The 23,792-nt window shown below is 65.7% G+C and carries 22 protein-coding genes; 16 read left to right on the plus strand and 6 right to left on the minus strand.

The genetic code is table 11. The features are described 5' to 3' along the window. Positions 1–311: 311 nt before the first annotated feature. The 3 genes from ACVOJ1_RS05835 to ACVOJ1_RS05845 form a co-directional block, all read right to left on the minus strand. On the minus strand, positions 312–1,520 hold the full coding sequence (locus ACVOJ1_RS05835; RefSeq protein WP_053520191.1) for an acetyl-CoA C-acyltransferase: 1,209 nt from the start codon (positions 1,518–1,520) through the stop codon (positions 312–314). A 93-nt stretch (positions 1,521–1,613) separates the two neighbouring features. Then, positions 1,614–3,986, minus strand: a complete 2,373-nt coding sequence (locus ACVOJ1_RS05840; RefSeq protein ID WP_128989545.1) for a 3-hydroxyacyl-CoA dehydrogenase/enoyl-CoA hydratase family protein — start codon at positions 3,984–3,986, stop codon at positions 1,614–1,616. 40 nt (positions 3,987–4,026) lie between these two features. After that, positions 4,027–4,683 carry a TetR/AcrR family transcriptional regulator gene (locus ACVOJ1_RS05845; RefSeq protein ID WP_065175050.1) on the minus strand — a complete coding sequence of 219 codons (657 nt, stop codon included), beginning with the start codon at positions 4,681–4,683 and terminating at the stop codon, positions 4,027–4,029. A gap of 315 nt (positions 4,684–4,998) precedes the next feature. Between ACVOJ1_RS05845 and ndk the strand changes: the two genes are divergently transcribed. The 10 genes from ndk (at position 4,999) to ACVOJ1_RS05895 (ending at position 14,568) form a co-directional block, all read left to right on the plus strand. Beyond that, positions 4,999–5,424, plus strand: a complete 426-nt coding sequence (gene ndk / locus ACVOJ1_RS05850) for a nucleoside-diphosphate kinase (protein WP_005409295.1) — start codon at positions 4,999–5,001, stop codon at positions 5,422–5,424. Between the two features lie 10 nt (positions 5,425–5,434). Then, a complete protein-coding gene (rlmN, locus tag ACVOJ1_RS05855) occupies positions 5,435–6,640 on the plus strand; it encodes a dual-specificity RNA methyltransferase RlmN (RefSeq protein ID WP_053520188.1) in 1,206 nt (401 codons plus the stop codon). Then, complete coding sequence (gene pilW, locus ACVOJ1_RS05860; RefSeq protein ID WP_065181337.1) at positions 6,627–7,412, plus strand: type IV pilus biogenesis/stability protein PilW; 786 nt, start codon at positions 6,627–6,629, stop codon at positions 7,410–7,412. Before rlmN ends, pilW begins: the two co-directional genes overlap by 14 nt. Before the next feature lie 18 nt (positions 7,413–7,430). Further along, positions 7,431–8,300, plus strand: a complete 870-nt coding sequence (locus tag ACVOJ1_RS05865) for a RodZ domain-containing protein (RefSeq protein WP_065175051.1) — start codon at positions 7,431–7,433, stop codon at positions 8,298–8,300. A 64-nt stretch (positions 8,301–8,364) separates the two neighbouring features. Beyond that, a complete protein-coding gene (locus ACVOJ1_RS05870; protein WP_053520185.1) occupies positions 8,365–9,003 on the plus strand; it encodes a YfgM family protein in 639 nt (212 codons plus the stop codon). Then, entirely contained in the window at positions 9,003–10,211 is a 1,209-nt protein-coding gene (bamB, locus tag ACVOJ1_RS05875) for an outer membrane protein assembly factor BamB (protein ID WP_053520184.1), read from the plus strand. The genes ACVOJ1_RS05870 and bamB overlap by 1 nt, the downstream gene beginning before the upstream one ends. A gap of 15 nt (positions 10,212–10,226) precedes the next feature. After that, on the plus strand, positions 10,227–11,624 hold the full coding sequence (der, locus tag ACVOJ1_RS05880; protein WP_053520183.1) for a ribosome biogenesis GTPase Der: 1,398 nt from the start codon (positions 10,227–10,229) through the stop codon (positions 11,622–11,624). A 279-nt stretch (positions 11,625–11,903) separates the two neighbouring features. After that, a complete protein-coding gene (locus ACVOJ1_RS05885) occupies positions 11,904–12,890 on the plus strand; it encodes an AraC family transcriptional regulator (RefSeq protein ID WP_258391134.1) in 987 nt (328 codons plus the stop codon). 11 nt (positions 12,891–12,901) lie between these two features. Beyond that, positions 12,902–13,567 (plus strand): Rossmann-fold NAD(P)-binding domain-containing protein, encoded by a 666-nt coding sequence (locus ACVOJ1_RS05890; protein ID WP_111185662.1) that lies wholly within the window; start codon positions 12,902–12,904, stop codon positions 13,565–13,567. Between the two features lie 149 nt (positions 13,568–13,716). Further along, on the plus strand, positions 13,717–14,568 hold the full coding sequence (locus tag ACVOJ1_RS05895; protein WP_111185664.1) for an oxidoreductase: 852 nt from the start codon (positions 13,717–13,719) through the stop codon (positions 14,566–14,568). A 49-nt stretch (positions 14,569–14,617) separates the two neighbouring features. Here the strand turns inward: ACVOJ1_RS05895 and ACVOJ1_RS05900 are convergent, their stop codons facing one another. Together ACVOJ1_RS05900 and ACVOJ1_RS05905 are read right to left on the minus strand one after the other, a co-directional pair. Continuing rightward, positions 14,618–14,824: a hypothetical protein gene (locus tag ACVOJ1_RS05900; protein ID WP_476341780.1), complete on the minus strand. Its 207-nt coding sequence runs from the start codon at positions 14,822–14,824 to the stop codon at positions 14,618–14,620. Next, positions 14,821–15,036: a hypothetical protein gene (locus tag ACVOJ1_RS05905; RefSeq protein ID WP_111185666.1), complete on the minus strand. Its 216-nt coding sequence runs from the start codon at positions 15,034–15,036 to the stop codon at positions 14,821–14,823. Before ACVOJ1_RS05905 ends, ACVOJ1_RS05900 begins: the two co-directional genes overlap by 4 nt. A gap of 224 nt (positions 15,037–15,260) precedes the next feature. Here ACVOJ1_RS05905 and moeB point away from each other — a divergent pair, with 224 nt between their 5' ends. The 6 genes from moeB to guaA all read left to right on the plus strand — a co-directional run bounded on the left by moeB (position 15,261) and on the right by guaA (position 23,406). After that, complete coding sequence (moeB, locus tag ACVOJ1_RS05910) at positions 15,261–16,397, plus strand: molybdopterin-synthase adenylyltransferase MoeB (protein ID WP_346480123.1); 1,137 nt, start codon at positions 15,261–15,263, stop codon at positions 16,395–16,397. A 220-nt stretch (positions 16,398–16,617) separates the two neighbouring features. Further along, on the plus strand, positions 16,618–18,450 hold the full coding sequence (locus ACVOJ1_RS05915) for a monovalent cation:proton antiporter-2 (CPA2) family protein (protein ID WP_111186653.1): 1,833 nt from the start codon (positions 16,618–16,620) through the stop codon (positions 18,448–18,450). A gap of 146 nt (positions 18,451–18,596) precedes the next feature. After that, positions 18,597–19,472: a bifunctional methylenetetrahydrofolate dehydrogenase/methenyltetrahydrofolate cyclohydrolase FolD gene (folD, locus tag ACVOJ1_RS05920; RefSeq protein WP_053517606.1), complete on the plus strand. Its 876-nt coding sequence runs from the start codon at positions 18,597–18,599 to the stop codon at positions 19,470–19,472. Between the two features lie 327 nt (positions 19,473–19,799). Further along, positions 19,800–21,257 carry an IMP dehydrogenase gene (gene guaB, locus ACVOJ1_RS05925; protein ID WP_014036909.1) on the plus strand — a complete coding sequence of 486 codons (1,458 nt, stop codon included), beginning with the start codon at positions 19,800–19,802 and terminating at the stop codon, positions 21,255–21,257. A gap of 107 nt (positions 21,258–21,364) precedes the next feature. Next, the gene (locus tag ACVOJ1_RS05930) at positions 21,365–21,844 is read left to right on the plus strand and encodes a hypothetical protein (protein ID WP_065181343.1); all 480 of its coding nucleotides are present in this window, start codon (positions 21,365–21,367) and stop codon (positions 21,842–21,844) included. Next, complete coding sequence (guaA, locus tag ACVOJ1_RS05935) at positions 21,841–23,406, plus strand: glutamine-hydrolyzing GMP synthase (protein ID WP_049483147.1); 1,566 nt, start codon at positions 21,841–21,843, stop codon at positions 23,404–23,406. Before ACVOJ1_RS05930 ends, guaA begins: the two co-directional genes overlap by 4 nt. A gap of 65 nt (positions 23,407–23,471) precedes the next feature. Here the strand turns inward: guaA and ACVOJ1_RS05940 are convergent, their stop codons facing one another. Further along, complete coding sequence (locus tag ACVOJ1_RS05940) at positions 23,472–23,717, minus strand: hypothetical protein (protein ID WP_346480124.1); 246 nt, start codon at positions 23,715–23,717, stop codon at positions 23,472–23,474. Positions 23,718–23,792 lie beyond the last annotated feature (75 nt).

The raw sequence follows: 23,792 nt of genomic DNA on the forward strand, positions 1-23,792 counted from the left end.
GCGCGGACGGGAAGGGCGGAATCAAAGACAAGAGCACAAGAAAAAAGGCAGCCACCGGCTGCCTTTTCTCTTGTTGGGATCAGATCCCTTTGCGCAGCAAAAGGATCTGACCCCAGCTTTTGATCTTGCCTTTGCTAAACCCTCCGCCGCGCGGAATGTTGGGTGGCACGGGTGGGTGAGGCTGGCCGGGACTGTCAGCGGCATGGATGCCGCTGCCAAGCCCCCAAGGACGGGTTCACGGCGTGTCCCGGGCAGTCTCACCTACCCGGGCCCTGCAGCAGACCGACATCCCGCCGGCAACGCTTTGAACCTTACAGCGCCTCGAAAATACCCGCCGCGCCCATGCCGGTGCCGATGCACATCGTCACCATGCCGTACTTCTGCTGGCGACGACGCAGGCCGTGCAGCAGGGTCGCGGTACGGATCGCACCGGTGGCACCCAGCGGGTGGCCCAGGGCGATCGCACCACCCAGCGGGTTCACCTTGTCCGGGTCCAGGCCGCAGTCACGGATCACCGCCAGCGACTGCGCGGCGAAGGCTTCATTGAGCTCGATCCAGTCCAGCTGATCCTGGTTCAGGCCAGCCTGCTTGAGTGCCTTCGGGATCGCGGCGATCGGGCCGATGCCCATCACTTCCGGGCGCACGCCGGCCACCGAGAAGCTGACGAAGCGCGCCAGCGGTGTCAGGCCGTAGTCCTTGATCGCCTGTTCCGACGCCAGCAGCACGGCACCGGCGCCGTCGCTCATCTGCGACGAGTTGCCGGCAGTGACGGTGCCACCGAACTGGCCATTGCGGAATACCGGGCGCAGCTTGGCCAGGCCTTCGGCCGAGGAATCCGGGCGCGGGCCTTCGTCGGTATCGGCAACCTTGTTGCGGGTGATGATGCGCTGGCCATCGGCCAGGTCCGGCAGGTGCGAGACGATCTCGTACGGGCTGATCTCGTCCTTGAACTCGCCCTTCTGGATCGCAGCCATCGCCTTCTGGTGCGAGGCCAGGGCGAACGCGTCCTGCTCTTCGCGCGAGACCTTCCACTCTTCGGCCACCTTCTCGGCGGTGATGCCCATGCCGTAGGCGATGGCCACATGGTCGTTGTCGAACACGCTCGGTGCCATCGCGATCTTGTTGCCCATCATCGGCACCATCGACATCGACTCGGTGCCGCCGGCCAGCATCAGGTCGGCGTTGCCCAGGCGGATCGCATCGGCGGCCTGCGCAACGGCCTGCAGGCCGGAGGAGCAGAAGCGATTGACGGTCTGCGCCGCGATGGTGTTCGGCAGGCCGGCCAGCAGCACGCCGATGCGCGCCACGTTCATGCCCTGCTCGGCTTCCGGCATCGCGCAGCCGATGATCGCATCATCGATGCGGTTGACGTCCACGCCCGGCGCCTGCGCGACAACGCTGCGCAGCACGTGGGCAAGCATGTCGTCGGGGCGGGTATTGCGGAACATGCCCTTGGGCGCCTTGCCCACCGGGGTACGGGTGGCGGCGACGATGTAGGCGTCCTGGATTTGCTTGGTCATTGCAGTGATCTCTCGAATAGGTTTTGTAGAGTCGAGCCATGCTCGACTGCCACAGCAGGTGATGCCGGCCCGGGGGCCGGCACCCGCCATCAATCAGTTGCGCAGCGGCTTGCCGGTCTTGAGCATGTGCGCGATGCGGGCCTGGGTCTTTTCCTGCTGGGCCAGTTCGACGAAGTGCTTGCGCTCCAGGGTCAGCAGCCACTCTTCATCGACCAGGGTGCCGCGATCGACCTTGCCGCCGCACAGCACGGTGGCGATGCGCTCTGCAATCTCGTAGTCGTACGGGCTGATGAAGCGACCTTCCAGCATGTTGACCAGCATCATCTTGAAGGTGGCGATGCCGACGTCGCCGGCCACCTGGATGCGGCGTGCCGGCAGCGGCGGACGGTAGCCGGCTTCGGCCAACGCGCGGGCTTCGGCCTTGGCGATGTACAGCGCCTCATAGCTGTTGAACACCACCTTGTCGGTGCTGCGCAGCAGACCCAGCTCCTTCGCGTTGACCGCCGAGTTGGACACCTTGGCCATGGCCACGGTCTCGAAGGTCTTCTTCAGTTCGGCGAACACGTCGCCGCCCGGGCCGGCCGCCTGCGAGGCACGCACGGCCAGTTCCTTCAGGCCGCCACCGGCCGGCAGCAGGCCGACGCCGGCTTCCACAAGGCCGATATAGCTTTCCAGGAAGGCCACGGTCTTGGCGCTGTGCATCTGGAACTCGCAGCCACCGCCCAGGGCCAGGCCGCGCACGGCAGCCACCACCGGCACCAGCGAGTACTTGATGCGCTGGCTGGTGCGCTGGAAGTTGGCGACCATCTGCTCGAACTGGTCGACCTTGCCGGCCTGCAGCAGGCCCAGGGCGCCGGCCAGATCGGCACCGGCGGAGAACGGTTCCTTCTGCTGCCAGATCACCAGGCCCTGGAAGTCCTTCTCGGCGCGCGAGACGCATTCCTGCAGGCCATCGAGCACCTGGTCGGAGACGGTGTTCATCTTGGTCTTGAAGCTGACCACGGCGATACCGTCGCCGTCGTGCCACATGCGCAGGCCATCGTTCTCGAACACGGTCTCGCCCGGCGCGAACGTTTCGCCCAGCAGCGGATCCGGGAAGCGCTGGCGCTGGTACACCGGCAGCGACGAGCGCGGCAGCTTGGCGTTGCGCGACGGGCTGTAGCTGCCCTCGGCGGCGTGCACGCCGTCGCGGCCATCGAAGACCCAGTCCGGCAGCGGGGCGTTGCTCATGCTCTTGCCGGCGACGATGTCATCGGCGATCCACTGCGCGACCTGCTTCCAGCCCGCGGCCTGCCAGGTCTCGAACGGGCCCAGCGACCAGCCGTAGCCCCAGCGGATCGCGAGATCGACGTCGCGCGCGGTCTCGGCGATGTCGGCCAGGTGGTAGGCGCTGTAGTGGAACAGATCGCGGAAGGTCGCCCACAGGAACTGTGCCTGCGGATGCTGGCTCTCGCGCAGCTTGGCGAACTTCTCGGCCGGGTTCCTGATCTTCAGGATCTCGACCACCTCCGGTGCGGCGCTGCGGTCGGCCGGACGGTAGTCCTGCTTTTCCAGATCGAGCACGACGATGTCCTTGCCGACCTTGCGGAAGATGCCGGCTCCGGTCTTCTGGCCCAGTGCGCCCTTGGAAATCAGCGCGTCCAGCCACTTGGGCGACTTGAAGAATTCATGCCACGGGTCGTTCGGCAGGGTGTCGCCCATGGTCTTGATCACGTGCGCCATGGTGTCCAGGCCGACCACGTCGGAGGTGCGGTAGGTCGCCGACTTCGGGCGCCCGACCAGCGGCCCGGTCAGGCCATCGACTTCATCGAAGCCCAGGCCGAACTGCTGGGTGTGGTGGATGGTCGACAGGATCGAGAACACGCCGATGCGGTTGCCGATGAAGTTCGGGGTGTCCTTGGCGTAGACCACTCCCTTGCCCAGGGTGGTGACCAGGAACTCTTCCAGGCCTTCCAGCACGGCGGCATCGGTGGTCGAGGCCGGGATCAGCTCAGCCAGGTGCATGTAGCGCGGCGGATTGAAGAAGTGCACGCCGCAGAAGCGGTGGCGCAGCTGTTCCGGCAGCACGTCGGCCAGCTTGTTGATGCCCAGGCCGGAGGTGTTGGACGCCAGCACGGCGTGATCGGCCACGAACGGTGCGATCTTCTTGTAAAGGTCCTGCTTCCAGTCCATGCGCTCGGCAATGGCCTCGATGATCAGGTCGCAGTCCTTCAGCTGCTCCAGCCCCGACTCGTAGTTGGCCGGGGTGATCGCTTCGGCCAGCGACTTGCTGGCCAGCGGCGCCGGGCTGAGCTTGCCCAGGTTGGCGATTGCCTTCAGCACGATGCCATCGGCCGGACCTTCCTTGGCGGGCAGGTCGAACAGCACGGTGTCGACGCCGGCGTTGGTGAGGTGGGCGGCGATCTGGGCACCCATGACGCCGGCACCCAGCACGGCGGCGCGGCGGACTAGCAGGGAATTGGACATGGTGTAAGGGCCTTTGTTGGTCAGCAGTTACTGGGTGGAATCAGGCGGAGGCGGGCAGGGCGCTGCCGCTGCGTGCGGCGGCGCGGAACCCGGCTTCGGCGAAATGGATGAGCTCGTGGGCTGCCTGGGCACGATGCGCCGCTTCGGTGACACCGGCGGGACGCTTGATCAGCCCGAAATCGGCCATGGCGTAGGTGAGCGAGCCGGCCAGGAAATCCAGCCGCCAGTACAGCTCTTCCTTGCTCAGGTCAGGCACGCACTCGGCGATGGCCTTGCCGAACGCACGCAGCACGTGGCCGTAATGGTCGGACAGGAACTTGCGCAGGTTGTCGTTTTTTTCGGCGTAGGCGCGGGCGATCACGCGGACGAAGGCGCCGCCGCTCTGGCGGTCCTGGGCCAGCGCCAGCGCCGGCTCCACGAAGGCGGCCAGCACCGGGCGCAGTTCACCAGGGTGTTCGCTGCGGGCGCGTTCGAGCTGGGCCATGCGGGCGCCGGTCATCTCGTCCATGCGACGGCGGAACACCTCGTTGACCAGGTTTTCCTTGGAACCGAAGTGGTAGTTGACGGCGGCGATGTTGACGTCGGCCTGGCTGGTGACCTGGCGCAGCGACGTGCCGGCAAAGCCGTGCAGGGCGAACAGCTCCTCCGCGGCACCGAGGATCCGGTCCTTGGTCGAGAAGTGGGCGGGCTTGGCCATCGGGCAGGCGGACCTTAATCAAACGATTGTTTGATACTAGAACCAGACGGCAGCGTATGGCATTTTGCAGTGCAGCAAAACGCGGGGTCCGGTCAGATTTCACTCAGGTGGGTGAATGGGGTACAGCCGGGGGCGGATCCCCGCAGGGGGCTCGGACCCCGGCGCCACGAGCCGCCAGCCAGGGGCGCACTACCACCGCGCCGCTTTATCTTTTACAATTCGCCTACGTTTATCAGGCTAAGCCCGCGTTCCGACGCGGGTTTTTTTCATGTACCCTTCGGGCCATCAGCGGCCCGATTCCATTGGAGACATCCCATGGCGCTGGAGCGCACCCTTTCGATCATCAAGCCGGACGCCGTTGCCAAGAACGTCATCGGCGAAATCTACGCCCGCTTTGAAAAGGCCGGCCTGAAGGTCGTCGCCGCCAAGTACAAGCAGCTGTCGCGCCGTGAAGCCGAAGGCTTCTACGCCGTGCACCGCGAGCGTCCGTTCTTCAACGCCCTGGTCGAGTTCATGATCTCCGGCCCGGTGATGATCCAGGCCCTGGAAGGCGAGAACGCCGTGCTGGCCCACCGCGACCTGCTGGGCGCCACCAATCCGAAGGAAGCCGCGCCGGGCACCATCCGCGCCGACTTCGCTGAATCCATCGATGCCAATGCCGCCCACGGCTCGGACTCGGTCGAGAATGCCGCGATCGAAATCGCCTACTTCTTCGCCGCGACCGAAGTCGTCTCGCGCTGAGAGTGATGCCGTGAACGAGGTCGTACAGACACCCGCCATCCAGCCGCTGCCGAAGTCGGCACCCACGGCCGGCAAGCAGAACCTGCTCGACCTCGATCGCGCGGGCCTGGAGACGTTTTTCGTCGAGGTTCTCGGCGAGAAGAAGTTCCGTGCCCACCAGGTGATGAAGTGGATCCACCACCGCTACGTCACCGACTTCGATGAGATGACCGATCTCGGCAAGGTCCTGCGCGCCAAGCTGCAGGATCATGCCGAGGTCGTCGTTCCCAACATCGTGTTCGACAAGCCCTCCGCCGACGGCACCCACAAGTGGCTGCTGGCGATGGGCGTGGATGGCAAGAACGCCATCGAGACCGTGTACATCCCGGACAAGACCCGCGGCACGCTGTGCGTGTCCTCGCAGGTCGGCTGCGGGCTGAACTGCACGTTCTGCTCCACTGCCACCCAGGGCTTCAACCGCAACCTGACCACCGCCGAGATCATCGGCCAGGTGTGGGTGGCTGCGCGCCACCTGGGCAACGTGCCGCACCAGATGCGCCGTCTCACCAACGTGGTGATGATGGGCATGGGCGAGCCGCTGATGAATTTCGACAACGTCGTGCGTGCCATGAGCGTGATGCGCGACGATCTGGGCTATGGCCTGGCGAACAAGCGCGTGACGCTGTCCACGTCCGGGCTGGTGCCGCAGATCGACCGCCTGTCCAGCGAGAGTGATGTCTCCCTGGCGGTGTCGCTGCACGCACCGAACGACGAGCTGCGCGAGACGCTGGTGCCGCTCAACAAGAAGTACCCGATCGCCGAGCTGATGGCCTCGTGCGCGCGCTACCTGCGCGCCAACAAGCGTCGCGAGTCGGTGACCTTCGAATACACCCTGATGAAGGGCATCAACGACCAGCCCGAGCATGCCCGCCAGCTGGCCCGGCTGATGCGCCAGTTCGACAACGCGGTGCAGGCCAAGGACTCGGGCAAGGTCAACCTGATCCCGTTCAATCCGTTCCCGGGTACCCGTTACGAGCGTTCCGAGGAAGCCGACATCCGCGCGTTCCAGAAGATCCTGCTCGACAGCAACGTGCTGACGATGGTCCGCCGCACGCGCGGCGACGACATCGACGCCGCCTGTGGCCAGCTCAAGGGCCAGGTGATGGACCGCACCCGCCGCCAGGCGGAGTTCAACAAGACGCTGCAGGCGGGGAAGGGGAGCGATGCGGCCGCCTGACCGCTTCCGGCTGGCGCTGCTTGCGGGCGTGCTGGCCATGGCGGTCGGTGCCTGCTCCTCCACGCCCAAGGGCCGGCTCGGTCCCAGCGAAGCGCCGGTCTATTCGGTGCGTGACCCGGACGGCGTGCGTCGCCAGGTGCGCGTGAACGACCTGCTGGTGCTGGCCTCGCGCGACATGCAGCTGGGCAATCTGGACGGTGCCGAGAGCAAGGCCCGCCAGGTGCTGAAGCTGCAGCCCGACGAGCCTGACGCACTGGTCCTGCTGGCCGGCATCGATGACCGCCGCGGCCGCACCCGGCAGGCGGGCGAGGGCTTCCGCAGGGCCGCAGAGCTGGCCCCGCAGCGCGGTGACGTACTCAACAACTATGGCGCCTGGCTGTGCCAGCAGGGGCAGGCGGCCGAGTCGCTGGTGTGGTTCGATCGTGCGCTGCAGGCGCCGGGCTATGCCACGCCGGCCGAGGCGCAGGCCAACGCGGGGGGCTGTGCGCTTGACGCGGGGCAGCCCGAACGGGCCGAGCGCGACCTGCGTGCCGCACTCGCGGTGGCTCCGGCCAACCCGGTCGCCCTGGAGGCGATGGCCCAGCTGAGCTTCCGCCAGGGCCGCTACATGGAGGCCCGGGCCTTCGCCGAGCGCAGGATTTCGGCTGCACCCGCAACACGTTCCGTGTTACAACTTGCGTCTCAAATCGAGGCGCGGCTGGGCGATCACGCAGCATCCGATCGCTATCTGCAGCGGATTCGACAGGAATTTCCGCAGGATGCGGGCTCCTAACTCCAGGGTTGATGCATTGTGATTGATGACCAGACTGTGAGCGCTCTCGAGACTGCGGCCGGCTGTGGCACCCGCCTTCGCCAGGCCCGCGAGGCGGCCGGACTGACCCTTGACGACGTCGGACAGCGGCTGCGCATGCCGGTCCAGGTAGTCAGGTCGCTGGAAGAAGAACAGTGGCAGAAGCTCGGTGCGCCGGTGTTCGTCCGCGGCCAGCTGCGCAGCTATGCGCGCCTGCTGAATGTGGATGTGAGCGAACTGCTGGAGCAGGCCCAGGTGGGCCCGGTGGTCCCGCCGACCCTGGTCAGCCATACCCATACCCCGCGTGCGCGCCGGATCGCCGAGAACCTCGGCCGGCGCGTGCTGTATGTCGGCATCACCGCGGTGCTGGCCGTGCCGGTGTGGTTCGCCACGCGCGGCCATTTCGATGGCGGCACGCCGTCGCCGAACACCGCCTCGCTGGACGTGATCCCGGCGACCGTGCCGGTCACCCCCGCCGCCGACGGCGCCGAGCCGGTGGCATCGACGGAGACCTCGGTGGCGTCCACCGCCAAGCCGGCCGCGACCCCGTACGTCGCCTCGCTGGCGCCGGTACCGCGTCCGGCCGCCACTGCGGCGGGTGCCGGCACCACGCTGGAGATGCAGTTCAACGGAGACAGCTGGGTCGACATCGGCGGCCCCGATGGCAGCACCGTCGAGAAGGCGCTGATCCGGTCGGGCGAGAGCCGAAGCTTCACCCCGGGCCAGGTGACCCGGGTCACTCTGGGCAACGCCTCGGCGGTCCAGGTTCAGCAGAACGGCGCTATCGTCGATCTGGCGCCCTACCAGCGAGCCAACGTGGCACGCTTTCAGGTATCCTCTGAAGGCTCCGTGGTCCCGGTTTCGCACTGAGGCGCGGTTTCACCACCTTCGATAATCCCAATGGTCCCTCCCGATGGGCGGGGCGAGAGTACGCATGGCGATCGACGATCTGCTCGACGAGCACGAACAAAGTGAACGCGTCCGCAGCTGGCTGCGGAAGAATGGCGCCAGCATCATCGGTGGCGTGGCCATCGCCATCGGCGCCATCGCCGGCTGGCAGTGGTGGCAGACGCAGCAGGGCGGCAAGCTGGCCTCGGCCAATGTCGAGTACCAGAAGGCACTGGTGGGTCTGCAGCAGAACAAGCTCGACGACGCCGCCAAGGCGGTGAAGGCGCTCGAAGCCGGTCCCTCCAGCATCTACGGCGACCTCGCGGCGCTGCAGCTGGCCAAGGCCCAGGTCGACGCCGGCAAGAACGAAGAAGCCCTGGCGACGCTGCGCAGCGTGAAGGTCGAAGGTGACCTGCAGCGCGTGGTCGACCAGCGCGTGGCCCGCCTGCTGGTCGCTACCGGCAAGGCCGACGAGGCCATCTCCCTGCTGGGCAGCGCCACCGACAGCGGCAGCCTGGAGATCCATGGCGATGCGCTTATGGCCCAGGGCAAGCGTGATGCCGCCCGCGAACAGTACGAGAAGGCGTTGAAGACGCTGGACGTGGCGGCGCCGCAGCGGCGCCTGCTGGAAACCAAGGTTATGGACGCCGGCGGCACCGTCGCCGCCCCTGCGGAGTCGGTTTGATGAGTCAGAAGGTCATGATCACCCGCGTCGCCACCGTGCTGCTGCTCGGCGTGGCGCTGTCCGGCTGCAGCACCATGAAGGGCTGGTTCGCCGGCAAGGACGCGGAAGCGAAGAAGGCGCAGGAGCCGGCCGAACTGGTCAAGTTCGAGCCGACCCTGAAGGTCAACAAGGCCTGGTCGGTCAATCTGGGCAAGGGTGAGCGTCGCATCGGCGTGCGCCAGGGCCCGGCGGTGGCCAACGGTCACGTGTTCGCTGCGGCGATCACCGGTGGCGTGCACGCCATCGACCTGCAGACCGGCAAGAAGGTCTGGACCTGGGAGCCGAAGAAGGAAAAGAAGAAGGACAAGCTGCGCCTATCCGGTGGCCCGGGTGTTGGCGAGAACCTCGTCGTGATCGGCACGCTCGACGGCCAGGTCATCGCGCTGGACATCAATGACGGCAGCGAGAAGTGGCGCGCCCGCGTGCCCGGCGAAGTGATCGCCGCGCCGGCGGTGGCCCAGGGCATGGTGTTCGTGCGCAGCAACGACGGCCGCATCACCGCCTTCGACGTGGGCAACGGCACCCAGCGCTGGTTCAACCCGAGCGAACTGCCGGCGCTGACCGTGCGTGGCAATGCGCCGGTGGTGACCGGTCCGGGCGTGCTGTTTATCGGCAGGGATGACGGCGCCATCGCCGCGCTGGCCATGCAGGATGGCCGCACCCTGTGGGAACAGAACGTGGGCAGCGCTGAAGGGCGCACTGAGCTGGAGCGCATGGCCGACATCGACGGTGCGCCGGTGCTCGATGGCAACACGCTGTTCGTGAGCAGCTTCAAGAACCAGACGATGGCCATCGAAGGCCCGACCGGTCGCCCGCTGTGGGCGCGCGACCACGGCGGTGCCGGTGGCGTGGCGGTCTCGTCGGGCAATGTGTTCGTCACCGACAACAAGGGTGGCGTGTTCGGCCTGGACAAGGCCAGTGGCGCGGCGATGTGGTCGCAGACCGGGCTCGCCCGGCGCCTGCTGACCGGCCCGGCACTGCACGGCGACTACGTGGTGGTCGGCGACTACAAGGGATACGTGCACTGGCTGCAGACGTCCGATGGCGCGATGGCGGCGCGGGCCAAGAGCGGCGGTGAAGCTCTGCTGGCCCAGCCGATCGTCGTCGACGGGGTGCTGCTGGTGCAGAACGTGGATGGCAAGCTGACCGCCTTCCGGTTGGCAAATTAATACGGAGTAATCGCGATGCTGCCTTTGGTCGCCCTGGTTGGACGGCCGAATGTCGGCAAGTCGACCATTTTCAATGCGTTGACCCGCACCCGTGACGCCCTGGTCCATGACCAGCCCGGCGTCACCCGTGATCGCAACTACGGCGTCTGCCGCCTCGACGAGGACAATCATTTCCTCGTCGTGGACACCGGCGGTATCGCCGGGGAAGACGAGGGTCTGGCGGGCGCTACTACGCGTCAGGCCCGGGCCGCTGCCGCCGAAGCCGACCTGATCCTGTTCGTCGTCGATGCCCGCGAGGGCACGTCGGCGCTGGATGACGAGATCCTGTCGTGGCTGCGCAAGCTGTCGCGTCCGACCCTGCTGCTCATCAACAAGATCGACGGCACCGACGAGATGGCCGTGCGCTCGGAATTCGCGCGCTACGGCTTCAGCGAGATGCTGACGGTTTCGGCCGCGCATCGTCAGGGCCTGGACGATCTGCTCGATGAAGTGATCCAGCGCCTGCCGGAAGAGGGCAGTGGCGAAGAGCTGGACAACGATCCGAACCGTGTGCGCATCGCCTTTGTCGGCCGCCCCAACGTGGGCAAGTCGACCCTGGTCAACCGCATCCTCGGCGAGGAGCGCATGATCGCCTCCGACGTGCCCGGCACCACCCGCGATTCGATCGCGGTGGACCTGGAACGCGATGGCCGCGAATACCGCCTGATCGACACCGCCGGCCTGCGTCGCCGCTCGCGGGTGGACGAGGTGGTCGAGAAGTTCTCGGTGGTCAAGACCATGCAGTCCATCGAGCAGTGCCAAGTGGCCGTGCTCATGCTGGACGCCACCGAAGGCGTGACCGACCAGGACGCCACCGTGCTGGGGGCCGTACTCGACGCCGGCCGCGCCCTGGTGATCGCCATCAACAAGTGGGATGGCCTGACCGAGTACCAGCGCGAGCAGGCCGAAACCATGCTGTCGCTGAAGCTGGGCTTCGTGCCGTGGGCGGAATCGGTACGCATCTCGGCCAAGCATGGCTCGGGCCTGCGTGAGCTGTTCCGTGCGGTGCACCGCGCCCACGAATCGGCGAACAAGACGTTCACCACCAGCGAAGTGAACAAGGCGCTGGAAGTGGCCTACGAGACCAACCCGCCGCCGACCATCCGCGGCCACGTCTCCAAGCTGCGTTACGTGCACCCGGCCGGGGCCAACCCGCCCACCTTCATCGTGCATGGCACGCGCCTGAAGGAGCTGCAGGAGTCGTACAAGCGCTACCTGGAGAACTTCTTCCGCAAGCGCTTCAAGCTGATCGGCACGCCGGTGGTGTTCCTGTTCCGCGAAGGTGCCAACCCGTACGAGGGCAAGAAGAACGTGCTGACCGAACGGCAGATCAAGGCCAAGCGGCGCTTGATGAAGCACGTCAAGGGCAAGTAACCGGAAAGGCGGCCGCAGGGCCGCCTTTTTCGTTGTACCGCGCCACGAGGGCACACTTGCCCATAGCGGGGGCGGGTGCCGGCTGTGTGTGGCGGGGTGGGGCGCTCCCGTGCCCCCTGCGGTCCACCGTTGCTTGTGGCGCACTTTGCATATCTCTTGGCGCACACTGCGATGGCGTTTAACGCCCGCAGGCGTAAATTGGCTTAACCCGTCATCTACAAGGCTCGGGCAGTCAGGCACCAAGAGGATAAGCACGTGGCAAGAAATGGAACGTTTAGCTTGAACATTGGCTGGCAGGCACTGCTGTCGGACCTAGGAGTTCACAGCGGTCATGTCCTGCGAAAGGCAGGGCTGCCGGATGACATCCTCTCTCGCGACAACCACGGGCTAACGACCGCCGAGTATTTTCGGTTCTGGGGCGCCTTGGAGGATGAAGTTCACGATCCCTTGTTTGCGTTGCGAATCGTAGAAATGGTGTCAGCGGAGTCTTTTGATCCGCCTTTGTTTGCGGCTCTCTGTAGTGCGAACCTTCTGCAGGCTGTCCAACGTTTGGCGAAATACAAACAGTTGGTCGCCCCTATGAGCTTGGACGTTGAGGTTGATGAAGCTGGAGCAATGACAATCTCGCCGCGCTGGTCGTCCACCCCGTCTGAGGTGCCCTACTCATTGCAGGTCGCCGAACTAGCGTTCTTCTTGAAACTGGCCAGACTCGCAACGCGTGAGCCGGTTCGTGCGCTACGAGTCTGCCTTCCAACCACGCCACCTCGTGCTTATGCGCAACAGTACGAGAAGTACTTTGGCACGACCGTACGAGGCAGCGCGGGCCCAAGCATCGCGTTCAGTGCAACTGACCTGCGGCGCCCCTTCCTCACGCTAAACGAGGGTATGTGGCGCGTTTTCGAGCCCGACCTTCGCCGGCGACTCAATGAGCTCGATGCTACTGCTACCACCTCCGAGCGGGTGCGTGCAGTCCTACTGGAATTGCTGCCGGCCAGCTCGGCCACGATTGAACGCACGGCGGAGAGGTTGGGCATGAGCAAGCGAACGTTGCAGCGTCGCCTAGAGGATGAAGGTCACAGCTTTCGCTCACTAGTCAACGGCACGCGGGAGAACCTTGCCAGGCACTATCTCAACAACACGAGCATGTCCGGCGGAGAGATTGCGTTTCTGCTCGGGTTCGAAGATCCCAACTCCTTCTATCGTGCGTTTCACGAATGGACAGGCCAGACGCCTGACAGCGCTCGAATCCAATCGAGCCTGAATTGAGAGACGAGACCATGCAAACCGTCGAGCGCAGGGTCATTCTTGCAGGAGCTACCGGATTGGTTGGCGGCCGATTGTTGAAGTTGCTGCTGGACGATCCCGAAGTTTGTGAAGTTCATGCCGTAGGCAGGCGGGCTTTGACGCTACAGCACCCAAAGCTGCAGGTTCACGTCGTAGATTTCAGCTGTTTACCCGACCCTCCCGAAGCTGATGAGGTCTATCTCGCCCTCGGAACTACGATTAGGGATGCTGGCAGCCGTGCAGCTTTCCGCGCTGTCGACCTAGATGCCAACCTGGCCGTCGCAAAGGCGTCATTCCGACAAGGATGCAGCCGCGTGGGCTTGGTGAGCGCTGCGGGGGCTAACGCAAAATCGTCGATGTTCTACAACCGGGTGAAGGGCGAGCTGGAAGATGCCCTCGAGAAAATAGGCTTCAGTGGCCTCGTAATCGCGCGACCTTCGCTGCTTCTGGACGACCGCAGTGCTTCAGGTCAGCCATCACGACTGGGGGAGAGGGTCGCGATCCCAATTTTCAGAATGCTGACCCCCTTGCTTTCGGGGGCATACCGTCCGGTCTGGGCGCAAGCGGTGGCTCAAGCCCTTGCCAACGTTGTTCCTGGCGCCAATGGCGTCATTGAACTGGCCTCCGATGCTATTGCCCAAGAAGCTGGTCGTGATTAGTTGGCAAAAAACGCAGCTGCCAGCTGCAGGTGGCGCGCTTTGCGTGGAGAGTGGCGCATCACGCTAGCGACATGGCACCTCCGGCCCTCCAAAGTGAATGCACAAAGCGGCTATCAGGCCGCCTCCACTTTCAAAGCGAGGATCCCATCATGGCCAACAAAGTCGCACTCGTCACCGGCGCCTCCTCAGGTATCGGAGAATCTGCCGTTCTCAAGCTCAAGGATCTTGGCTACACGGTCTACGGAGCTGCGCGCCGTGTGGATCGTATGCATCACCTGACCAAATCCGGCATCAAGATTCTTGCTATGGACGTGACCGACGATGCTTCCATGCAGGCCGGAATCGGCACCATCATCGATGAATCCGGCCGTATTGACGTGCTTGTCAACAATGCTGGCTACGGCTCCTATGGTGCTGTCGAGGACATTCCTATGGAAGAGGCGCGCGCCCAGTTCGAGGTCAACGTCTTCGGCGCTGTGCGGCTGACCCAGCTGGTCCTGCCGCAAATGCGGTTGCAACGCTCGGGCACCATCGTCAATATCACCTCGATGGGCGGCAAGATTCATACCCCGCTAGGCGCCTGGTATCACGGTACGAAGTTCGCCCTGGAGGCGATCAGCGACTGCCTGCGCATGGAAGTCCGTCCCTTCGGTATCGACGTGGTGGTGATCGAGCCGGGCGGCATCAAAACCGAATGGGCCGGCATCGCTGCCGACAAGCTGCGCGAGACCTCAGGCCACGGCCCTTATGCGGTGCAGGCCAATGCCATGGCGGAATCCATGATCGGCGAGGCAAGCGTCAAGCGCCAGTCGCCACCGCAGATTATTGCCGACACCATCGCCAAAGCCGTGACGGCGAAGAAGCCCAAGACCCGCTATGCGATCGGATTCGGGGCCAAGCCGATGATCTTCATGCGCGGCCTTCTCTCTGATCGCGCCTTCGACAGCATGATGTGGGCTGCGACCGGCATCTCGAAGGCGTGGAAGAAAAGCAGGGCTTGAACAAGGAGGCAGTGGAGCGCGAGACCTCAAACCCGACTGCCTCGACTGATCAACTACCGAGAAAGAGCGAGCGCTGATCCGGTGGCAAAAGCTGATCGCTGAACCGGATTTGCGCTGCGGCTCGCCGAGTCGAGTCCTGCTCGCTTCGCGCGACAATAAGGCGCTCATCTATCAGGCGTTCGATCGCTGCACGATAAATGTCTGCACTTGCCGGTGAGCTGTTACAGGTCTTCGTGAAGAGCTTGCCGAAGCTCACTCCGTCTGCGTGAGCATAAACTGGCGGGGAATCTGTTCGAGCAGCGCGTTGATGCTTGAGTTCTTAGCCACGTCATCGAACTCAGATGCCAACGCTCCTTGGCCGCTACGGCTAGCGTCGAACGTGGGATCGTAGTCCAGCATGCCGGCACCGAACATATCGATGCCGGCGCCACCATAGTGGATGAAATAGTTGTTGTGCTTCCAATGCACCTGAAGGTGTCAACGAAAGTCAGGCCGAGTCATTCTTCAGCAAGCTCAGACGCTGGGAACCCTCACTCCGTGATCCCACGCTAGCACCGACAACTACATGATTTCCGTGGGCGAGGGCGCCCTCATGGCGTTCTACGGGGAATGGGGTCAGATCCCTTCTTCTTCGAAAAGGAGATCTGATCCCGGGGACGCGCGGTGGGCAGGGCCTGCGCGATAATGGCGCCATGAGCATCCGAGAGCTTTCCCCCGCGCAGGCGCATGACCGCCTGGCCCATGGCGCCGTGCTGATCGACGTGCGGGAGGCGCACGAGCGCGCAGGTGGCATGGCCGAAGGCGCCCGTGGTGTGGCCAGGGCGGAACTGCAGGCCGACCCGGCCGCGCACCTGCCACGCCCGGAACAGGAAATCCTGCTGATCTGCCAGACCGGCAAGCGTTCGGCCGACACCGCGCAGGCCCTGCTCGACGCCGGCTACGCGAACGTGGCGTCGGTCGCCGGGGGCACCGTGGCCTGGCGCGAGCAGGCGCTGCCGCTGGTGCAGCCCGTGGCCAGCGCTGCCGACCGTGACTTCTTCGACCGCTACTCGCGCCACCTGCTGCTGCCGCAGGTGGGTGAGGCGGGCCAGCGTCGCCTGCAGCAGTCGCGTGTGCTGGTGCTGGGGGCGGGCGGGCTGGGCGCGCCGGCCGGCTTCTACCTGGCCGCGGCCGGGGTCGGGCACCTGCGCTTTGCCGATCACGACCGGGTCGAACGCAGCAACCTGCACCGCCAGATCGTGCATACCGAAGCCAGTGTCGGCCAGCTCAAGGTCGACTCCGCACGTGAGCGCCTGCTGGCGCTGAATCCCGCCATCGACATTGAAGCCGTGCCGCAGCGGGTCACCTCCGACAACGTCGACGCGCTGCTGGACGGGGTGGACGTGGTGCTGGATGGCTCGGACAACTTCCCGCTGCGCTATCTGCTCAACGATGCCTGCATCAAGCACCGGTTGCCGCTGGTGTATGCGGCAATCGAGCGCTTCGACGGCCAGGTGAGCGTGTTCGACGCCGGCCGCCAGCGCGGCGTCGCACCCTGCTACCGCTGCCTGTTCCCGGAGCCGCCGCCGCCGGAGTTCGCGCCGAACTGTTCCGAGGCCGGCGTGCTGGGCGTGCTGCCAGGGTTGGCCGGCGTGCTGCAGGCCACCGAGGTGTTGAAGCTCCTGCTGGGCATCGGCGAGCCCCTGGTGGGGCGTCTGTTGCGTTTCGATGCACTGGGCATGCGCTTCCGCGAAACCGGCATCGGCCCGGACCCGCAATGCCCGGTCTGCGCGCCGGGCGTGCCGTTCCCGGGCTATATCGATTACGCCGCCTTCTGCCGGGGCGGGTGATTCCGGAAGCGCCGGGCCATGCCCGGCGAGCGCAGCGGCACGGGCAGGCAGATCGGCCGTGCATGGCCCGGCGCTACCGTTGATCGTTTCAGAATGATGTATGGGGTGGCTGCCGGCATCGTTCCACCTCCAAGACAATCCGGCGCAACATGCGTGCTATTGCCGTCATCCACATTGCTCTATCGTGGTGAGCGATTCTGGATTCCGGGGAAAGCACCGCATGGCGGTAGAAGCAGCGACCAGCGAGCTGGTCAAGGTGGTTGCCCTGCTGGGCGCGGCGGTGGTGATGGTGCCCTTGTTCCGGCGGCTGGGCCTGGGGTCGGTGCTGGGCTACTTCGCCGCCGGCCTGGCGATCGGACCGTTCGGGCTGGGCTGGTTCTCGGATCCGCAGGCCATCCTGCATACCGCCGAACTCGGCGTGGTGATGTTCCTGTTCGTGATCGGCCTGGAGATGCGGCCCTCGCACCTGTGGAGCCTGCGCAAGGAAATTTTCGGGCTCGGCACGCTGCAGATCGTCACCTGCGCGCTGGTGCTGACCAGCATCGCCAAGCTGTTCGGCTTCCCGTGGCAGGTGGCCTTCATCGGTGCTACCGGCTTCGTGCTGACCTCCACCGCCGTGGTGATGCAGCTGCTGGCCGAGCGCGGTGATATCGCGCTGCCGTCCGGGCAGAAGATCGTCTCCATCCTGCTGTTCGAAGACCTGCTGATCGTGCCGCTGCTGGCCCTGGTGGCCTGGATGGCGCCCAGCGCGGGCAGCGCCGATGGCGAGGGCTCGCGCTGGCTGTCGGTAGCGATCGGTGTCGGTGCCATCGTCGGCCTGGTACTGGTCGGCCGCTTCCTGCTCAACCCGCTGTTCCGCCTGCTGGCCGAATCGAAGGCACGCGAGGTGATGACCGCCGCCGCGTTGCTGGTGGTGCTGGGCGCGGCACTGCTGATGCAGCTGTCCGGCCTGTCGATGGCGATGGGCGCGTTCCTGGCCGGCGTGCTGCTGAGCGAATCGACCTTCCGCCACCAGATCGAAGCCGACATCGAACCGTTCCGCGGCATCCTGCTCGGCCTGTTCTTCCTCAGCGTTGGCATGGCGCTGGATCTGGGCGTGGTGGCCTCGCACTGGCAGCTGATCGCCGGCCTGGTGCTGGCGCTGATGGCGGCCAAGGCACTGTGCATCTACGTCGTTGCGCGTCTGATGGGCAGCGACCACGCGCAGGCGCTGGACCGTGGCGTGCTGATGGCGCAGGGCGGTGAGTTCGCCTTCGTGCTGTTCTCCGCAGCGGCGGCCGCCGGTGTGATCGACGTGGACATCAATGCCAACTTCACCGCCGTGGTGGTGCTGTCGATGGCGCTGACCCCGCTGGTGGTGCTGGTCTACAAGCGCGTGGCGCCGAAGCCGACGGTGAACCTGGAGGGCGTGGACGAGGCCGACGGCCTGTCCGGCAGCGTGCTGCTGATCGGCTTCGGCCGCTTCGGCCAGGTGGCCAGCCAGTCGCTGCTGGCGCGCGACGTGGACGTGACCATCATCGACAACGATGTGGAGATGATCCAGAGCGCGGCGCGGTTCGGCTTCAAGATCTACTACGGCGATGGCACCCGCCTGGACGTGCTGCATGCTTCCGGCGCGGCGACCGCGCGCGCGATCGCGGTGTGCGTGGACAAGGCCGACGCCGCCGACCGCATCGTCGAGCTGGTCGCGCACGAATTCCCGCAGGCCAAACTGATGGTGCGCTCGTTCGACCGCGAGCACTCGCTGCGGCTGATCCATGCCGGCGTCGATTTCCAGATCCGCGAGACCTTTGAATCGGCCGTGCTGTTCGGTCAGGCCGCGCTGGTGGAGCTGGGCGCCGACGAGGACGACGCGATCGAGATCGCCGAACAGATCCGTCGCCGCGACGCCGAGCGTTTCGAGCTGGAAATCGCCGGCGGCGGCCTGAACGCCGGCGCCAAGATGGTGTTTGGCAACTCCGGCCAGGGCGTACCGACGCCGACCCCGTTCACCGCGCCGAAGCGGGCAAGCAAGACCTTGAACCCGCAGGACGTGCCCGAAGAGGAAGAATGAGGGATGCGACCCGTAACGTCACCCGGGGTCAGCGTTCCAAGGTAGCGCCGGGCCATGCCCGGCGAGCGCAGCGGCCGCATTGGCGGTGGGCGAGGGGGCCTGAATCGGGGACAATAGCCTCCCCACCGCCGCCGCCCCCGCATTCGATGAACGATTCCGCCGCCCCGCATCCTGCCCGCATCCTCGATGGCCGCCGCATCGCTGAAGACCTGCTCGACAGCCTGAAGGTGCGCGTCGACGCCCGCATCGCGGCCGGTGGCAGCCGTCCGGGCCTGGCCGTGGTGCTGGTGGGCGGCGACCCGGCCTCGACCGTGTACGTGCGCAACAAGCGCCGTGCCGCCGAGAAGGTCGGCATCGAAGCACACGATTACGACCTGCCGGCCGGCACCACCGAGGCCGAACTGCTGGACCTGATCGACCAGCTCAATGCCGATCCGAAGATCAACGGCATCCTGATCCAGCTGCCGCTGCCGGGCATCCCCGATGCACGCCGGCTGATCCAGCGCATCGACCCGCGCAAGGACGTCGATGGCTTCCACCCGGAGAACGTCGGCCATCTGGCCCTGCGCGAGTTCGGCCTGCGCCCGTGCACGCCGCGCGGCATCACCACGCTGCTGGGCCACACCGACCAGCCGGTGCGCGGCCGCAACGCCACCATCGTCGGTGTCAGCAACCACGTCGGCCGCCCGATGGGCCTGGAACTGCTGATTGCCGGCTGCACCGTCACCAGCTGCCACAAGTTCACCCCGAAGGACGTGCTGGAACAGGCCGTGCGCAACGCGGACATCCTGGTGGTGGCGGTGGGCCGCCCGGGCATCGTGCCGGGCGAGTGGGTGAAGCCGGGCGCGGTGGTGATCGACGTCGGCATCAACCGCCTGGACGATGGTCGGCTGGTGGGCGACGTCGGCTTCGACGCGGCGGCGCAGCGGGCGAGCTGGATCACCCCGGTGCCGGGCGGTGTCGGCCCGATGACCGTGGCCACGTTGATGCAGAACACCCTGGAAGCGGCGGAAGCCTCCTGAGGGTAGCGCCGGGCCATGCCCGGCGGATGTTTGCGGCGCCGCTGCGCTCGCCGGGCATGGCCCCGCGCTCCCGGGGTTGCCTTGATGCCCCGCGATTCCCGCCGACCCGCTCCTGGCAGGTGCCAACCTTGGTTGGCACACATCCATCAGGGCCATCGGCCCATCTGGGGTACCGGTGCCGGACGGGTTGTGCCAACCAAGGTTGGCACCCACCCAAGCCCTCCTGAACCGACCGCCGCCCGCGCGACACTGCGTCGCATCCACCCCCTGCCACGCGGCGCGAAAACAAGGTAAAATGTCGCGCTTCCCCACATCTCGGGTATGCCGATGCTGCGCATCCAGGCTGAAGCACTCACTTACGACGACGTCTCGCTCGTCCCCGCCCACTCGACCATCCTGCCCAAGGACGTCAACCTTGAAACGCGGTTGACCCGAGACCTGAAGCTCAAGCTTCCGATCCTGTCCGCCGCGATGGACACCGTCACCGAAGCCCGCCTGGCCATCGCCATGGCCCAGCTCGGCGGCATGGGCATCATCCACAAGAATCTCAGCCTGGAACAGCAGGCCGCGGAAGTGGCCAAGGTGAAGAAGTTCGAGGCCGGTGTCATCCGCGACCCGATCACCGTCGGCCCGGAAACCACCATCCGTGACGTGCTGGCCCTGACCCAGGCGCACAACATCTCCGGCGTGCCGGTGGTGGGCAGCGACGGCCTGCTGGCCGGCATCGTGACCCACCGCGACATGCGCTTCGAGACCGAGCTGGACGATCCGGTCCGCCACATCATGACCAAGAAGGATCGCCTGATCACGGTCAAGGAAGGCGCCGCGTCCGACGAAGTGCTGCAGCTGCTGCACCGCAACCGCATCGAAAAGGTGCTGGTGGTCAATGACTCGTTCGAACTGCGTGGCCTGATCACCGTCAAGGACATCCAGAAGAACACCGACTTCCCGAACGCCGCCAAGGATCTGTCGACCCGCCTGCTGGTCGGTGCCGCCGTCGGCGTGGGTGGCGATACCGATCGCCGCGTGGAAGCGCTGGTCGCTGCCGGCGTGGACGTGATCGTGGTCGATACCGCGCATGGCCACTCGCAGGGCGTGCTGGACCGCGTCAGCTGGGTCAAGAAGAACTTCCCGAACGTGCAGGTCATCGGCGGCAACATCTGTACCGGCGAAGCCGCACTGGCGCTGCTGGACAGCGGCGCCGACGCGGTCAAGGTCGGCATCGGCCCGGGCTCGATCTGCACCACCCGCGTCGTCGCCGGCGTCGGCGTGCCGCAGGTCACCGCCATCGATCTGGTGGCCGAAGCGCTGCAGGACCGCATCCCGCTGATCGCCGACGGTGGCATCCGCTACTCGGGCGACATCGGCAAGGCACTGGCCGCCGGTGCCTCGACCATCATGGTCGGTGGCCTGCTGGCTGGTACCGAGGAATCGCCGGGCGAGACCGAGCTGTACCAGGGCCGTTCGTACAAGAGCTACCGCGGCATGGGTTCGCTGGCTGCCATGGAGAAGGGGTCGAAGGACCGCTACTTCCAGGACGCCGCCACCGCCGACAAGCTGGTGCCGGAAGGCATCGAAGGCCGCGTGCCGTACCGCGGCCCGGTGGGCGGCATCATCCACCAGCTGATGGGCGGCCTGCGCGCCACCATGGGCTACGTGGGCTGCGCCACCATCGACGAGATGCGCAGCAAGCCCAAGTTCGTGAAGATCAGCGGCGCCGGCCAGCGTGAGAGCCACGTCCACGACGTGACCATCACCAAAGAGCCGCCGAACTACCGCGCCTGATGCGCTTGCTAATTGCTATTGCGATTACGGGCAGCCTGCTGATGGCAGGCTGTTCGTTGTCCGAACCGCCGCCGCGCTCCGGGTCTCCGGGCGCGGCGGTTTCGCAATTGCAGCACGTGCAGGCGTGCCAGAACGCGTTCTCGCTGCCGAAGGGCTGGCAGGTGCAGGCCGCCGGCGAACAGCGCTGGTTGCTGAAAGGCACCGGCGAGCGCCCGTTGCAGGTCATCCTGCGGTGCGTTACCGATCTGGGTGACAGGCTTGAAGATCCTGTGGTCACCGCCGAGCTGGGGCCGCTGGAGCCGAAACGGATGAGCGTGCAGTCCGCGTTCTGGGGCAACGCCGTGGATTCCGGTTACCCGATGCACGCCTTTCAACGGCGCATCGTGCCCGGCACCGAAGTGCAGGAAATCGCCGAACTGCCGCGCGCCGACCGCGCCAACCCCACCGCACCGCACGGCCTGCTGATGCTGCGCTGGGACGAGGAAGACCCCTCACATATTCAACAACGCGAGGCGTTCATCGCCACGCTGACGCAGAGCCTTGAAGCGCCGGGCGCTGCGAAAAACACCACTGGAACGGCACCATGACCAACATCCATAACGACAAGATCCTCATCCTCGATTTCGGCGCGCAGTACACGCAGCTGATAGCCCGCCGCATCCGCGAGCTGGGTGTCTACTGCGAAATCTGGGCGTGGGACCACAACCCGGCCGAGATCGCCGGCTTCGGCGCCAAGGGCATCATCCTGTCCGGTGGCCCGGAATCGACCACGCTGCCGGGCGCCCCGGCCGCGCCGCAGGAAGTGTTCGACAGCGGCCTGCCGATCTTCGGCATCTGCTACGGCATGCAGACCCTGGCTGCCCAGCTGGGCGGTGCCACCGAAGCGGCTGACCAGCGCGAGTTCGGCCACGCCGAAGTGAATGTCATCAACCCCGATGCGCTGTTCAAGGGCCTGAGCGACCACGGCGGCGAGCCGAAGCTGAATGTCTGGATGAGCCACGGCGACCACGTTTCCGTTGCGCCGCCGGGCTTCACCATCACCGCCACCACCGACCGAATTCCGGTGGCCGCCATGGCCAACGAAGAAAAGCGCTGGTACGGCGTGCAGTTCCACCCGGAAGTGACCCACACCCTGCAGGGCCAGACGCTGCTGCGCCGCTTCGTGGTGGACGTGTGCGGCTGCCAGACCCTGTGGACCGCCGCCAACATCATCGACGACCAGATCGCCCGCGTGCGCGAACAGGTGGGCGATGACGAGGTGATCCTGGGCCTGTCCGGCGGCGTCGATTCGTCCGTGGTGGCTGCGCTGCTGCACAAGGCCATCGGCGAAAAGCTGACCTGCGTGTTCGTGGATACCGGCCTGCTGCGCTGGCAGGAAGGCGACCAGGTAATGGCGATGTTCGCCGAGCACATGGGCGTGAAGGTGGTGCGCGTGAATGCCGCCGACCGTTACTTCAAGGCGCTGGAAGGCGTGAGCGACCCGGAAGCCAAGCGCAAGATCATCGGCAACCTGTTCGTTGAGATCTTCGACGAAGAGTCGAACAAGCTGAGCAACGCCAAGTGGCTGGCGCAGGGCACCATCTACCCGGACGTGATCGAGTCGGCCGGCAGCAAGACCGGCAAGGCGCATGTGATCAAGAGCCACCACAACGTGGGCGGCCTGCCGGAGCACATGAAGCTGGGCCTGGTGGAGCCGCTGCGCGAGCTGTTCAAGGACGAAGTGCGCCGCCTGGGCGTCGAGCTGGGCCTGCCGCGCACCATGGTCTATCGCCATCCGTTCCCGGGCCCGGGCCTGGGCGTGCGCATTCTGGGTGAAGTGAAGCCGGAATACGCCGAACTGCTGGCCAAGGCCGATGCCATCTTCATTGATGAGCTGCGCAAGGCCGACCTGTACGACAAGACCAGCCAGGCGTTTGCCGTGTTCCTGCCGGTGAAGTCGGTGGGCGTGGTGGGTGACGCGCGGGCTTATGAGTGGGTGATTGCGCTGCGGGCCGTGGAGACGATCGACTTCATGACGGCGCATTGGGCGCATCTGCCGTATGAGTTCCTGGGGACGGTGAGCAACCGGATCATCAATGAGTTGCGGGGGGTTTCAAGGGTTGTCTATGACATCTCGGGGAAGCCGCCGGCGACTATTGAGTGGGAATGAGTTGAAAGAACGAGGGCGCCGAGAGGCGCCTTCGTTGTTTTAGAGTCGAGCGAGAGCTTCACGATTTACAGAATTCCATCGATGAGGCTCAGCCAGCCATCTTTGCCGCGCAAAACGCGGCACAGTTCGGTGGCCCAACGATGATCCGGATCCTCGGCGCGAGAATGCCCCGCCTGGATTGACGAGCCCTGGCTGAGCGGACGCTTGTGCACCTGCCAGACCTTGCGGCGGAAGATCCGCTGTCCGGTGATCTTCCATGCCCAACAATGCAGCGCAGTGAGGTAGCCGAACGAGGGCTCGGCGTCGATCATCTCCTTGATTGGCTCAGACAGCTTGGCTTTGACTTGGGCCGCGCTTTCGGCCGCCCCGTAGTACGTCGTCCGACG

The organism is Stenotrophomonas sp. STEN225 (assembly GCF_056756445.1).